The following is a 14,730-nucleotide window of genomic DNA, read 5'->3' on the forward strand; positions in this document are numbered from 1 at the left end:
TCACCCCATATTTATTTTTTTACAGCCCTATCCATTTCTCAACAGTATAATTCAACTGTAAGTCCTTAGTAGCTTTAAATTTTCTATTTGGAATAGGTTGTCCTAATTTATCCACTTCAAAGAGCCTAAAGCCTCTTGAAAACTTAAACCTGCATGCAAGGTCCCTTGGCACTTTAAAATTCCCTGCAAAACGATTTTTTTCTATTCTATCTAGTATCATGCCTACACTCATATAAATTCGTTCACCAACTGGTGTATTTCCAGGTACTTCGACTGTTACAGAAACATCTACAAATTCTGATAATGTTTCTATTACCTTATATTTTTTAGGTATTCCTTTTACACCTTGTGTCACAAAGGTAACTTCGGCTTCTCCTATTTTCTTAGGTATAATTGTTCCATCCCCCATAACCTCTAGCACGTCTGGGTTATCAACTAAAAATACACCATCTAAAACACTCATTTCAAAACCACTATCGTACGTAACAATTGGATTAATTTTCACTTTCATTCCAGTTAATCCAACTACATCTCGACCATCTAATGTAACATTAACTATATTGCCAACATCTCCAAAGAAATATATTAATGGTAGATGCATACGTTCTCCCCAGTCTTTCTCAAAATGTGCACCATTTGGATCCTGATAAAAAATTAAATCATCTCTATATTTGTAACCATTTTCCAATAAAGTTTCTGCAATATCTCTCACATGTTTTACCAAGAAAAAACCTTCCGCACTACCTATATCCATCCATATTTTTAAGTCTTTTTTCCCTTCATACATTTCATATAATTTTAATTCCGAATGATCATCTTCAACTTTCACAAAGAATGGAGATAACATCCCAATTTTCCCAAACACTTCAGGATTGCGGAAACCAATATTATAAGTTGATAAACCACCTGCTGATGAGCCTATTAGAGCTGTATTTTCAGCATTAGTCAATGTTCTAAAATTATAATCAATGTAAGGTTTCACCTCATTGATTATAAACTTTTCATATAATAACCCTGAGCATTCTATATGTTTATCTGGTGAAATAAAATGACAAAACTCATTATTTTCTATGATTCTTTTATGTGCTATACCTACTATTATTATCTCTTGAATTTTACCTTCATAAATTAGCATATCAGTCGTCTTGTGGACATTCCATGATTCATCATTTTTTATTACTGGCTCAAACAAGCGCTGCCCAGCATGCATATATAATACAGGATACTTTTGGTACGAATTGCTTTCATAACCAGGTGGTAAATATATAAATAGTTTCCTACTATTCTCAAGTATTTCAGAATGAAAATTTTCAATCGTAATCACTTTAGAAGCTCGTTCCATAGTAACCTCCAATTTTATATTTTTCACTTTCATTAATACAGTTCTTTTCTAGTTTTTTCTTTAAAATCGTACCCTTTATTAACTTTTAAGAGAATTTTTCAGTATAAGCTTTTGTTTTAGCTACCAGAATAAAATCCCTCCCCGATTTTAATTGCAATTGTAAAAAAAGTAGCCCCCTATAGTTAAGACTCCACCAAGATAGTTTTTTCTGCAGTTTGCCACTTTACAACCACTTCTCCAGTTCCAAAACTCGGGGTCCGATACTTATGATTCTCTCCGCCTTCAATCAATAGTGTGTTATTGATCTTTCTAATAAATTTAAATTCAAGCAAGGTATCAGCCGGAACACTTATATCAAAATAACCCGTAGGAAATTGATACATTATTTGATTAAAAAATGGCCCTACTGCCTTGCAAGGATTCATATTCCCTAATGAATATGTGTTCCCCATTATAAAAACTTCACTCTCTGGTATTTCATATCCATTTTCAATAACAAATCGAATACAAACTTGCTTTGTATTGAAGACCTCTACATGTTTATAGATATTACTTCTAGTTCCTGTATCTGTTACAACAGTAATTTCATATTTACCATCGTTCACTGCTGGAACTTTTACTTTTATACTAGTATGTGACCATGAAACAACTTCCGCCTCTTTTTCCTCAAATAATACTGATCCTTTTTTAGAAGTAAAACCACATCCTTCAATACAAATCATTTGACCAACTGTTGTCATTTTATGTCCCACAGTTCCTATTAAAGGTATACTATTTACTCCTTTATGGTGCCAAACATGTACTGATCCAGGTCCAAGCCATAATGAATCTATATTATTATTTTCAACTCTAATTGCTTCACCATCTAAAAGGCCATCTAATATGTCCTTATACTTTCTAGAAGGAAGAATTGTTTTAACATCTTTTATTTCATATCCTTCTGTTAAATTTCGATTCAACGCTATTAATACCACATCACTTCCAAAGTACCTTTCATATACATAAATATCATCCGTTATATATCTTTCTTTGGTATTTCCATATGAAAGTGCATAATTTAAACTACGAAGCGAAGATAAAGATTGTATTATCTTAAAGTTATCTGTATTCACATCAAAAGATTCCATTTGGCCACGATTGTCCGGATCTCCATTTCCAACCATATACTGCTCTGTACCGTAGTATACAGAAGGTATTCCCCTTGAAGTTAACAAGAATGCTAATGATTGTTCTATTCTACGTTTACTTTGTCCATTAATGTGAAAACGGTCCATATCATGATTATCAATAAAAGTAACAAGATTATTTACATCATTATAAATTTGGTAAGTTTCTTCAATCATTTTGTGTAACCCATGCATGGAATCCATTCCATCTCGAAAAACTTCACGTACTTTATGAGCAAAACTAAAGTCTAATAAATTCATACCACTATTATTTGCAAAATGAACATTTCTATGGTCATACTCATTCGGATTGATATACCATTCACCAAAAATAAATACTGGTCTATAATTATAGATTGAATTTAGCCAACTTTTTTGCCAGCCATATGACATGTGCTTTACTGCGTCAACTCGTATACCATCTATTCCTTGGTCTAGCCATAGTTTAATAGCTTCTTTAAAATACAAATCAATAGCTATATTTTGGTGATTTAGATCTGCAAGATCAAATAAATTACGATAAACTCCGTCTTCATATTCTTCAAAATCCGTCCCACCATTATGATGAAAATAATGATTGTAATCATTATCGTATCCACCAAGTAATAATCCATTATCATATAATCTACCATTTTCAGCATAGGTCGCATCATCATGTAATGCAGGAGAAGTGTGATTAGGTGCAAAATCCATAATAATTTTTATATCTTTTGCATGAGCGGTTGTTATTAAGGTTTGAAAGTCTTCAAATGTCCCAAAAAAAGGATTTGTTCTTTTAAAATCACGAGCCCAATATCCATGATATGAAGTACTTCCTACCAAATCATTTATTGGAGTAAAGATATTTTCTACTGGTTGAGATATCCATAATGACGTCACACCTAGTTCAGTAAAATAATTTGTATTTAATTTTTCAATAATCCCTATCCAATCTCCACCAAAGTATTTCTTTTTATTTTTCCTAGATTCATCATATAATCCCCCTTTGGGATTATATGATGGGCATCCATTATGGAATCTGTCCGTTACAATTTGATATATTATATCTTTAGAAAAATTAACGTTGTTCCTATTCACCTTAAGCTTATCTTTTTCTTTCAAATGACAACCTCCATCCCATAGAAGCATTTACCAGCTATTTTCAAACGTTTAGCACTATACCCTTAAGTACTATTTGAAAAATAGTTAAAATATATTTCGCCCCCTAACTAGTAACTCATGTTTCGACTCAATTTTTCATACAAAATAATGTCTACAAGTGGGTTCTATATTTGTCCTATAAACTGTACCATTTGATTTATGTCGAAGTAAGGGAAAAAATGTCATTATATAGGGAGGATGAATATAGAAAATTCTTACATAGAATTATGCTTACAAAATATAGCCCCAATAAAATACATAGACAAAACATTTTTTATTTGGTAATATTCACCTGAAAATATTTGGTAAAACTTTATGCGGAGAGGAGTATTAAAAATAAATACTAGATTATTAATAAAAATACTATTTATACAACTAATACCAATCTTATATTCCAAAATAAATTATAAAATATAAATATAGCTTCCGATCTTACAAATATTAAAAACCTAGGGAAAAGCTGTAAAGAAATTTCAAAATAATCTGGAGAAATATTTTATTTGTAAAAATCTTATATAAAATTTAAAACAATATTGTACAGTTAAAATGTCCCTTCCTAAATGCTATTTAAAATTTTCTTAATTAAAGATGTACTTCTACAAATTTAATAATGCCATTAGTAGATATTTTCTCGTAATTTAATTTCATAACAATTTAAATCCACTTACATTCTAAGATTTCTATGGTCAATTTATATTGCGTTTTATTTTTCCAACATGTATGTACTTAAATCCATTTCATACCTACCGTTTTTACCTCAAAATAACAATATCTTATATTAATATAGCTATTTTACAATTAGATTCCATTTTATTAATCATCTAATTAACTTGATTACTAATGTTCACCACTATTAGTTTGCAAACAAATTTTTATAAATTAGATACTTAAATTTGTGAGGTGACAATACTATGCAACAACAGGTCGAATTAGATTCCGCTCTCGCTGTTTCTTCGAAAAAGACATTATGGAAAAATCGTACATTTACTTTTGTATTTACAGGTTATACCTTATCAATGTTTGGAAATTCATTTCACAGTATTGCTTTAAACCTTTGGGTACTACAAGCAACAGGAAGTGCCAAATTAATGTCTACAATTGCCATAACTCATATGGTCATGAGCATGTTGTTTTCTTCCATTGCAGGTACTGTTGCAGATAGGGTAGATCGTAGAAAACTAATGTGGATAACAGATATAATAAGAAGTCTTTTAATACTAAGCATCGCATTTTGTATTGCGATACCCGGTACCCCCTTTATTCTTATTATTATCTTAACAGCACTTACTTCCTGTGCAGGATTATTTCAGTCTCCTGCATTCCATGCTTCCTTAGTTGATATTGTAGGAAAAGACAAAGTTCAACAAGCTACTGGAGTATTAAATGTAGCAGATAATGTATCTCGTATTTCGGGGCTAGCAATAGGAGGAGTTGTAGTTGCAGCATTTGGTGGTAGCATTGCTATCTCAGTTGACGCAGTTACTTTTATGTTATCCGCTATTTTAGTGTTGTTAAGTGGAAAGTTTCCTAATTCTACAAAAAAAACAGGAATCAAAAATTCATTTCAAGAGGACCTTGTTGCAGGATTCAAGTATATATGGCAGAACCCTTTTGCTAAATCTGTTATTATACTCTCGCCTACTTTAATCACATTTTTCACTGCTTCATTAATGCTTATTCAAGTAATGTCTGTAAAAGTGTGGAAGGCAAATCCGATTGAATTTGGGATAATTGAATCTAGCATTCCAATAGGTTATATGTTAGGCGCAGGCATTATTATCTTTTTTGATAATAAGTTACATCGACGGGGTTGGTGGATAATCCTTAGTATGGTTTTACTAGCTCCAATCTTTGTAGGGCTATCTTTTGCTCCATCTGTTCTTTATGCAGTACCATTAATTCTCCTCTTAGGAATACTTTTTTCATTTTGTACATTGCTTGTCAATGTGATTATTAAAGTTGAGGTAGATCCTGAGTTACAGGGAAGAACTTTTGGAACACTTGGTTCTCTTACGAGTATTGCATCACCAGTCGCTTTAGCAATCTCCTCATTTTTCGCTGACATATATGGTCCACCATTAATCTTATTAATAAATGGGGTCTTATTATTTATTTCAGGACTAATTGTACTGTTCTTTCTTAAATCAATTAGATCATATAAATGATTCTTTTTCGTTATAAAAAAACATTAAGTATCCAAACTTGAAAAATGGCGAAATTGTTAAGGATATCAACTCTTTCGGCATTTTTCCTATATCACTTAAGGAGTGATTTTATGCCAAAGAAAATACTTATACTCGGAACCTTTCTGATAGCGGCTAGCCTTTTAGGTTGCACAAATATAGAACACAAAGATACTCTCAACAAATTAGAAGCAACCGAAAAAGAACCAGTGGATGTAAAAGAAAAAGTTGCGCTTAAACATATGACCGCAGAAGAATATTTAAAGAACTATAATAAAATTAAGAGTAATTTATCAACACAAGGCATTGAAATACTTCCATTTAATCTTGAACTAGAAAAGCAATCCAATACATATAGGTTTTATTACCCTAAAAAAGTAGATAACTCAGATCAAGATATGAAATGGGTAAGTGTCATGTTAGGTGAAAGCGGAAAAATAATTAATGGAATTATGTATACTGGCTACGCAGATATACCTACGATTAAAGCAATGATTCAAGCTACTAACATTACATGGACTAATGAATTAGATCAGTTAATTGGTTCAATAGGAAATGAAGATTTATCAAAAACATTGGAAATTGAAAAAGTGAAACTATCTGTTAAAGGTAATTCGAAAAATATTAAAGTTATGATAGATTCAATAAAATTAGATCCACCTCAATCCCTTTAAAACAAATATAGTCCAAATTTCTATCTAATTTCTTTAATTTTACACTCTATAGAAATTTTTAATAATCAAGCCTAGCTATGAGACTATACAAAAAATCGTCAGCGCTTTTAAAAAGCAACTGACGATTTTTTTATTCCCTTACATTTTTATTTAATAGGCATCAACAATATGACTCTGTCTATTTATTTAATTCTAACTTCCAAAACATTATTCTATAATTTCAAAAAGGTTATTGCCATTATTACCACCTGGTAATATAAATTTCACATGTTGATCTGCTGGAATAGTTATATAATGATATTGATCAGGTTTAGTTAATTTGGTTGTACTTTTCCAAGTTCCTGAAGTCCAGTACGTTACTTGTGAAAAAAATGCTAGTGGCGGGAATTTCTCTGGATCAGTTGACTTATCATTTTCTGATATAATTTCAGGCTTAATTCTAATTTTCTTTCCTGCCGCATTTTTAAATTGAAAATCATAAACAATTCCATAGTTTCCTTCAAGTATCGGGTTAGAATTTTCTAGATACCATATAGGCGCTTCGTATTCATTAATACCCACACGAGGTTGAGGATAAGCTTTACTTGTCTTTGAACCTACATAAAAGGCACTTGTTGTTACATTATCAATAACAGCATACCTTTCATCGTAATTATAATTAGCAGTTGAAGTGATTTTATTATAATTTTTAACCTGTGTTGTTTTTATGGAATCAAAAATTTCTGATGGGCTAGAGAACTGTCCATCTGGTTTTTTCTTTGAAACAAATTGACGTAGGGTTAATTTTTCGTTCGGAATAAACTTAATTTTTCCATTAACTGCAAAAGTATCTTCTACATCTTTTTCTAATATAAATACATGTCCATCTGCTGGGATAGTAATAACTTGATCATTGTTACTATTTCCATATTGAACTATAGTACTAGATGTAATGCCCATTATATCCCATGAACCATCAGAACTAACCGGATATGCTGCATTTACAGCATTATTTTTAATTCTTATAGTTTGCGGTTGACGATCTTCATTGTGTATAGCATATCCAAATTTCAATTGACCTCCAGTATAATTTCGATTAAAAAATTCAGCACTATACTCTTGATTTGCTTCTAATATTCTTTCATTTGTGTAGTAAGCATACTTACCAGCCTCAAAGTTTGATCCCATATTTGGATTATCGTATACATCTTCTGGTGCATTTGTATATATGTACTTTGCCCCTCCTTGCTTATACTTTATTTGTGTAGTCATAGAAGCCTCTACTCCTCCTGAATCAGTTACTCCTAAAAACAAAAGTGACGATAGTAAAACTGAAGAAAAAACTTTTCTGTTCAAAAATACAGCTCCTTTCCATTTATTACAATTAAATCTAGCATACGCCTTACATACAATAAATGTAAATGGAATGTGTAGCTGTTGTTATTGAGAAATACTGATTTAATAAAACATAGTCTTAATGATTATATATAGTAACAACGCATTCTTAAAAAGTGATCTGTCTCCTTTGTAAAGGACATTAAAAAAGCTAGGCAACATCAAAAAAAATATTTCTGTATTCAACAATTTCATCTTTTCTGACTTCCATTGACATCTATAATAATTATTCTATGTTATATATTTCTTAATCTCTTGTTTTAATTAAATAATAGATTCACTATGCGAACCGAACAAACAATCTCTTGTTTTTCCATGATTCTATAAATGTGCTTTAAATTTTAGGGAACTTGAAACTGACCCGCCAATGTCATCTTTATTTGATGACCCCCTTTCTATTTCTAAATCATAGTGCTTTTAATATAGTTTCTTTCATGATTTCGTTTCGATTTCTCTTTTGTTTCCATTGTTCTTGAAATGAAATTGAAAATTAATTATAGTATCCCAAATGGTATACACAATCTACTTCACACAAATGATTGACCACATTCCTTAAATTGTATTTAACCATTAATTTTAGAATTACCAATAATATTTTTCTGGGTTATTACATTAAAGATTAATATTGTGATATATTTATATTCGGAATAATTATATTTTGCATTTAAAGGGAGAATTTTAATGGATAACCTACTATTGAAAAAGGACTTAACAACGGATCAAATGGTCCTTGTTACTTCAGAGTTTGAGAAAAAGAAAAAATCAAAAGGACTTGCTTACCTAATTTGGTTTTTTCTAGGCGGACTTGGTGGTCACCGCTACTACGCACGTGATTTTGGTATGGCAATTGCCATGACACTGACTCTAGGCGGACTTGGTTTCTGGGCTTTAATCGATGTTTTCTTTATTGGAAGCCGAATTGGTCAGAAAAATGAAATGTTAGAACGTGAAATTATTATGAAAGTTAAAAAGATGACTGCTTCAAAACGTTTATCTTCATAAAAAACCTCCTTTGGGAGGTTTTTTATACAAACACTTCAATTTATGTTTTCACTAAATATTTTTTCCAATAACAAGTATCCTCCCCCATAACATGTAGCCATCAATACATCATACACGTTTCTAATTCTTGTTTCTCACTACGTGTAATCATATTCAATTTTACGTAACTCTTCCTTACTTCTCTTTTTATGTATTTTTATGTTTTAAGACAATAACTCCACCAACTAGTAACAACAATGCTCCCATTGTACCTTTTAGTTGTTCTTCTTTAAATTGTAGTGCCCAATCCGGACTGATCCTTCCATATTTCTAATCCCCCTTAAGTGTTTTTTCCTAAAGAGGATTTTTATGTACAAAGTAGAACATTTTACATTGAAAGCGGTTTAAAGAGAATTGTGGGATAGGTTCAGTGTCTGAATATTAGTCGTGGTTAAAAATGCAAGATGTTTCGCCACAAGAGCATCCTACGAGATTAAATTGATGAATAAAAAACTTTTTTGAATTGCGCAGTATATTTTAAATATACTCTCACTTATGAACGAGCGATCAGTCGGTGATGATATTTCAGTAAAAATCCTCTCTTAATGTTATAAAAGAAGCGATAGAAATTAGTAGCCTTTTGTGTCTGCACACTAAACTATTGGAGGGATTAAAATGTTAAACAAAAGTGCAGTCCTCTACACTGAGGAAAATGGTATTGCAAGAATTACATTAAACAGACCGGAATCACTAAATGCGTTAAACCGAGATGTTCTTGAGCAACTTTCCTCCGCCTTGGACAGGGTTAAAACAAATTCAAGTGTAAAAGCATTGATAATTATCGGTGCCGGAGAAAAGGCATTTTCCGCAGGTGCTGACATTCAGTTTCTCAATAAAGCCACTCCACTAGAAGTACGGGATTTAGCTCAGTTGGCTGTTACGGTTACTCATAAAATCGAGTCATTAGGAAAAATGGTTGTTGCTGCCATCAATGGATTTGCACTAGGAGGTGGACTAGAGTTAGCCGAAGCCTGTACGATTCGTATTTGTGCTAATCATGCTAGATTAGGACATCCTGAAGTCCGTATTGGAGCTATTGCAGGATTTGGAGGAACTACGAGATTGCCCAGACTTATAGGTAAGGGGCGTGCTACAGAACTGTTGCTCACTGGAACCGCGATAAGCGCAGACGAAGCTTATCGAATAGGACTGGTTAATAGGACTGTTGAGCCTGATAAATTATTATCAGAGGCAGAAGCGCTTATCCAAGAAATTCTATCTCAGGCTCCTATCGCAGTAAAAATGACTTGGGAGGCAATTCATCGGGGAGGTAATTTAACTTTAGAAGAGTCGGCACGTCTTGGAGCAGATTATTTCGGTTTGATAGCGTCCACAGAGGACTTCAGAGAAGGTACTAAATCATTTTTAGAAAAGACCAAACCATTATTTAAAGAAAGATAATCGAACCAATCATTTTGGGAATTAATATAAAGTTTGATAAAAACGATGAAATAATTTGGGTTGAACTCTTTATATGTAAAAAAAATTTTTTTTTACAAAATCATGTATTTGCATGAAGGTAAAACAGCTTATTTTTATCAATCTTTTTTATAGTTTCTTAATAGGGATATCATCACATCGCTATCAAGCTAATACAACAAAATCCCCCCTAAAATGAAAAAATACGCTATTCTTTCTGTATAGTCATAGGAAAGGATGGCGTTTTTGTATGTCTATTTCTGTTTACGATGAATTACAACTATTTGCTCAAGAGATTCAAAGCTGTTTATCTCCAAATATCTTACGAGTTCTTGCTAGAGATGTTGGTTTTGTACAACGAACTAGTAAGTATCAAGCGAAGGATTTAGTCGCTTTATGTGTATGTATGAGTTAAAATGTGCGTGCTTCCCCTTTGTAACCTTAAAACTCATTCCAGCAATTCCTTACAACGTATATTTATAATGCAAACCCTAATTACAGACAAAGGGAGAAGAATGTTTATTATTCTCCTCCCTCTGTCTATTAACAATACTTAATTATAGCTCTGTAACCTTTTTTATTCATCACATATTATTGTACGAATAGTTTAAGGTATAAGTACTTCTTATTTGATATTTAGTGCTGATTCACTGAAAACATATATTCTTTGTATGTTTTTCGTGTGGATAGAATAAGCCCCATCATTAGCATGTTCGAAAATAAAGAGCTTCCGCCATATGATAAAAATGGAAGTGCAATACCTTTGACAGGCATTAATCCCACAATCATACCGATATTTTGAAAAAATTGTAACATTAGAACACCTACAATTCCTGCGCATAGTAAGGTGCCGAATAAATTATCTGCGGAATTACCAATTATAAGTATTCGGGAAAGCATTAAGAAGAATATACATATTATAAAAGTGGCAACTATAAAACCGCCTTCTTCAGCAATTGTGGCAAAAATGAAATCAGTATGTTTTTCTGGAATATAAACATTTCCAGAACTGAAGCCTTTTCCTTCTATCCCTCCACTACCTACAGCTAAAAGTGCTTGTTGAGTTTGATATCCCTGATCTGTATACTGAAATGGATCTAACCAGCCTAGAATTCGTGATTGTTGGTGGGGCTTTAATAAAGTAACTAACTTATTGAAGAAAATATCTGGATATTTTTCGTATATAAATATTAAAGCAGACAATACAGTCATCGGAATCCCTGCAAATAGTACGATTAACTTTTTTTGAATTCCTGACATAAATATAATACATGCAATGGCTGCTATATATAGGAACACCATTCCCGTATCGGGTTGACTATATACAAGTAACGCAGGTGGAATAGTTATCAAAAATATTTTACCAATCAAAAGTAAATCAGTTTGAAATGTCCGTGCCATATACTGTGCATTATGTTTTACGACTAAACTTGCGACCAGAAGAAGTAAGGCAAGCTTAAAAAATTCAGCTGGTTGAATAGCACCAATAATTGGAAATCTAAACCATCTTTTTGCCCCTAATATTTCAGGTGTAAAACTTGACACTGGTAATACCTTTAAAATGATAATTGAGATGAACCCCATAATATAAATCGGCCAAGCTAATTTTTGTAATTGATCTAAATCGATATTGGCAACCATTAACAATAGAACAAAACCTATGACGTAATTTACCATTTGTTTCATAGCAAAATTTTGGTTACCGTATTGCCCGGTTTGCTGACTACTGTATATTGCAACAATACTGGTGACACATAATATGAATAAAATGAATATTAGTTTCTTATCTAATTTTTTTAAAAAAACTATTTTTTCCACCATTTCCCCCCCTAGACATTGTTGTATTTACTTTTTATAGGAACTATCCTGTTTTTCATGTGTACATTAGCAGTTATTAATATAATTTTACAATAATAAGGATAGATTGAACATTCTCAAAATTATCCATACTGATTAGACTACTTTAAAAAGGTGTATGATTAGTGTGGATAAGGAAAGTTTATTTAAATGGATACATTATCAACCTAATATTATTTTGTAGAACGTGAAATGGTACCTGCGGTAAAACCTTAATTTTCGTGACTTGGTGGAGTGCTTTTTAAATCCTGCCTACTTTGCATGAGTCACTCAAAACTTACCTGAACCAGAGATGTAGTCAGACTATTTTTAGAATACGGGTTACTATGATCTGATTTAATAGATCTCTCATATAAATATTAAAATTCTTATATTAAAATTTTAATATTTATATTTTGGATTTTTTTCGGAGAAGTTCTTCAATAAGTTTTGCTTTTTCATTCACCTTTGTTGCATATGTGAAATCACCATAACAATATGGATACCTAAAATTATTTTTATTTCCACCACAAGTGTACATCTCTGGATTTTGATCAACTTTCATCTTAGAAAAATTTTTGGCCGAATCTTCCGAGTGTTGTTTAACTTCTTGACTCGCAATAAAATCAATATACCCTGGTCCCATATTATAGCTTTGAATAATTGTATCCATGCTAACATCTTTTTCCGTTCCATATTTGTACATTTGAGCAAAGTGTTTTACCCCTTGTTTAATGCTCAGGCTTGTCTCTTGAATTTCATTTGGCTTTAATCCAAGTGATTCAGAAGACTGCATAGGGTCGTTTCCCTCACCTCTACTCTCTTGGTACATAATTCCTAATAAAACTGCTGTTTTCTCTCCTAAATTATATTTTTCTAATTCTTTTTTCAAGGTGAGCTCATATTGCAATAAACGTTTTTCGGCAGCAATCACTTGTTTTTTTTGAATATTGGTTTTATGCTTAACATAAAATATTCCAAGCATGGTTCCTAAACCTAAAATACCAATATAGAATAATATAATAAACCGTGTTTTAATCGTATCCTTCATATACTCCTCCACGTATTAAAAATCCGTACCTTTTCGGACTCAAACTTATTTCTTTTAAGTGCAAAGTTTAATATAGCAATTTACAGAAAAACAGCCGCCTAAATTGGAGGGTTTTTCAAAGCGGGTTATTCTTTGAATCGTTTCCGTACCCCTACAAATGTCACACTTTTTTTTTGAACTTTGCTGTTCTTTGTTTTGCCCAATTGATACATTTCTTTTCAATTAAATGATAAGATAATATAGAACAAAGTATTGTCGTTGTAATACATAAGATAAGAAGAAAAAGGGTGGGTATCTTTACATACAAAAGTTTAAAGAGTACCATCGTGATTGGAAAATGACATAAATAGATACTATATGAAATTTCCCCTAAATATACAAATACACCCTTATTTAAAATAGCTTTTACCTTTAGGTTATTCATTGCCATAATGATTATTATACTCACACCAATTACGACACCCCAATCTTTAAATAAGAAAGTAGTATCATTACTAGAAAGCCCATAAATCATAATGGAATATAGATATAGAAAGATCCCTAATACGATAAGAAGTTTTCTGTTTAAGTTTTTCATCCTTTTATATAATTGAGTAAGTTCTTCCTGATGTTTATAAAGTAGCATTCCAACCATAAACATAGATGTGAAATGCAGTGTATCGGCATAACCATTATAAAACCCCTCAGCTTTCCCAATATGCAACATATTAAGGAAAATACCGATTAAAGAAAAGCTCATAGCAAACAGTATCGTTTTCTTCCAACTCTGTTTATAAAACAGAAGGAATAACAAGGGAAACACGATAGATATACGCATTTCTTGAGCTAATGACCAGATAACCGGATTATAATTATCCGTAAAAAAGTTATTAAGAAGTACAAAGTGATTCATAATATCTAATTTTGTTATTGGTCCTTGCCACTTATCATAGAACCAATCTCGTAGTCCCGTAACTTCATATGGTGAAAACAAAATAAATAAAGCAAAGGTGATGAATATCCAGAAATAATAAGGGATATAGATTCTTACAAATCTTTTAATTAAATATCCCCAATAATTTGTTTTTGAATGATAGAGTGCCATAGATAGCACAAAACCACTGAGTACATAAAAAACAATTACAGCTTCCCCACCAGCCCATAAAAACCTAAGCGGAGAAAATTTAATAGAATTAGGCAACGATGGTAGCATTAAACAAAAGTGTCCAAATACCACTGTGATAGCCGCTAGTCCTCGTATAGAATCTAATTCGTTTATTCTCTTACTCATAAAGTGTTCTCCTTGTCAATTGTAGATTTTGCCTTTTAATAAAGGTCATTTAACCCCTCGATACTACAAAAAACGTTGTGTATCTTTTAAAGAAATTTTTCATATTCATGTATGAATTATAGAAAGAAAAAATAAAGTTTATCTAAAGTTTTTTTTAACATTTATCTAAATTTTTTTAGATAGTATTCATATTTTATCGTTTTCCGGCAGAAGACTCCTTCCTCAAAAATGTGA

At 31.7% G+C, this 14,730-nt stretch carries 10 protein-coding genes and 2 pseudogenes; 5 read left to right on the plus strand and 7 right to left on the minus strand.

Annotated elements, in window-relative coordinates:
* Window positions 1-19: 19 nt before the first annotated feature.
* Together RT27_RS29125 and RT27_RS29130 are read right to left on the minus strand one after the other, a co-directional pair.
* The gene (locus tag RT27_RS29125; RefSeq protein WP_043938568.1) at window positions 20-1,342 is read right to left on the minus strand and encodes an alpha/beta hydrolase-fold protein; all 1,323 of its coding nucleotides are present in this window, start codon (window positions 1,340-1,342) and stop codon (window positions 20-22) included.
* 182 nt (window positions 1,343-1,524) lie between these two features.
* Window positions 1,525-3,609, minus strand: a complete 2,085-nt coding sequence (locus RT27_RS29130) for an alpha-amylase family glycosyl hydrolase (protein ID WP_043938570.1) — start codon at window positions 3,607-3,609, stop codon at window positions 1,525-1,527.
* 950 nt (window positions 3,610-4,559) lie between these two features.
* Here RT27_RS29130 and RT27_RS29135 point away from each other — a divergent pair.
* Both RT27_RS29135 and RT27_RS29140 read left to right on the plus strand, forming a co-directional pair.
* Entirely contained in the window at window positions 4,560-5,813 is a 1,254-nt protein-coding gene (locus tag RT27_RS29135; protein ID WP_001187351.1) for an MFS transporter, read from the plus strand.
* Window positions 5,814-5,923: 110 nt separating this feature from the next.
* A complete protein-coding gene (locus RT27_RS29140; RefSeq protein ID WP_043938572.1) occupies window positions 5,924-6,505 on the plus strand; it encodes a hypothetical protein in 582 nt (193 codons plus the stop codon).
* A gap of 207 nt (window positions 6,506-6,712) precedes the next feature.
* Here the strand turns inward: RT27_RS29140 and RT27_RS29145 are convergent, their stop codons facing one another.
* Window positions 6,713-7,840, minus strand: a complete 1,128-nt coding sequence (locus tag RT27_RS29145) for a hypothetical protein (protein WP_043938573.1) — start codon at window positions 7,838-7,840, stop codon at window positions 6,713-6,715.
* Between the two features lie 383 nt (window positions 7,841-8,223).
* Window positions 8,224-8,484: pseudogene (locus RT27_RS35940) on the minus strand (IS3 family transposase); the annotation flags it as partial.
* 76 nt (window positions 8,485-8,560) lie between these two features.
* On the opposite strand from RT27_RS35940, the gene RT27_RS29150 reads away from it, so the two are divergent.
* The 3 genes and pseudogenes from RT27_RS29150 to RT27_RS34995 all read left to right on the plus strand — a co-directional run.
* Entirely contained in the window at window positions 8,561-8,881 is a 321-nt protein-coding gene (locus RT27_RS29150; protein WP_016082902.1) for a TM2 domain-containing protein, read from the plus strand.
* A gap of 654 nt (window positions 8,882-9,535) precedes the next feature.
* Window positions 9,536-10,321 carry an enoyl-CoA hydratase-related protein gene (locus RT27_RS29155; protein WP_043938575.1) on the plus strand — a complete coding sequence of 262 codons (786 nt, stop codon included), beginning with the start codon at window positions 9,536-9,538 and terminating at the stop codon, window positions 10,319-10,321.
* Window positions 10,322-10,589: 268 nt separating this feature from the next.
* A pseudogene (locus RT27_RS34995) lies at window positions 10,590-10,751 on the plus strand (IS4 family transposase); the annotation flags it as partial.
* Between the two features lie 224 nt (window positions 10,752-10,975).
* Here RT27_RS34995 and RT27_RS29165 read toward each other — a convergent pair.
* The 3 genes from RT27_RS29165 to RT27_RS29175 all read right to left on the minus strand — a co-directional run bounded on the left by RT27_RS29165 (window position 10,976) and on the right by RT27_RS29175 (window position 14,496).
* Window positions 10,976-12,160: an FtsW/RodA/SpoVE family cell cycle protein gene (locus RT27_RS29165; RefSeq protein ID WP_043938577.1), complete on the minus strand. Its 1,185-nt coding sequence runs from the start codon at window positions 12,158-12,160 to the stop codon at window positions 10,976-10,978.
* 424 nt (window positions 12,161-12,584) lie between these two features.
* Window positions 12,585-13,226, minus strand: coding sequence for a lysozyme family protein (locus RT27_RS29170; RefSeq protein ID WP_043938579.1), 642 nt, complete (start codon window positions 13,224-13,226; stop codon window positions 12,585-12,587).
* 160 nt (window positions 13,227-13,386) lie between these two features.
* A complete protein-coding gene (locus RT27_RS29175) occupies window positions 13,387-14,496 on the minus strand; it encodes an acyltransferase (protein ID WP_043938581.1) in 1,110 nt (369 codons plus the stop codon).
* Window positions 14,497-14,730: the final 234 nt, after the last annotated feature.

It is taken from the genome of Bacillus sp. L_1B0_5, assembly GCF_000836715.1.
Lineage (GTDB): Bacteria > Bacillota > Bacilli > Bacillales > Bacillaceae_G > Bacillus_A > Bacillus_A thuringiensis_S.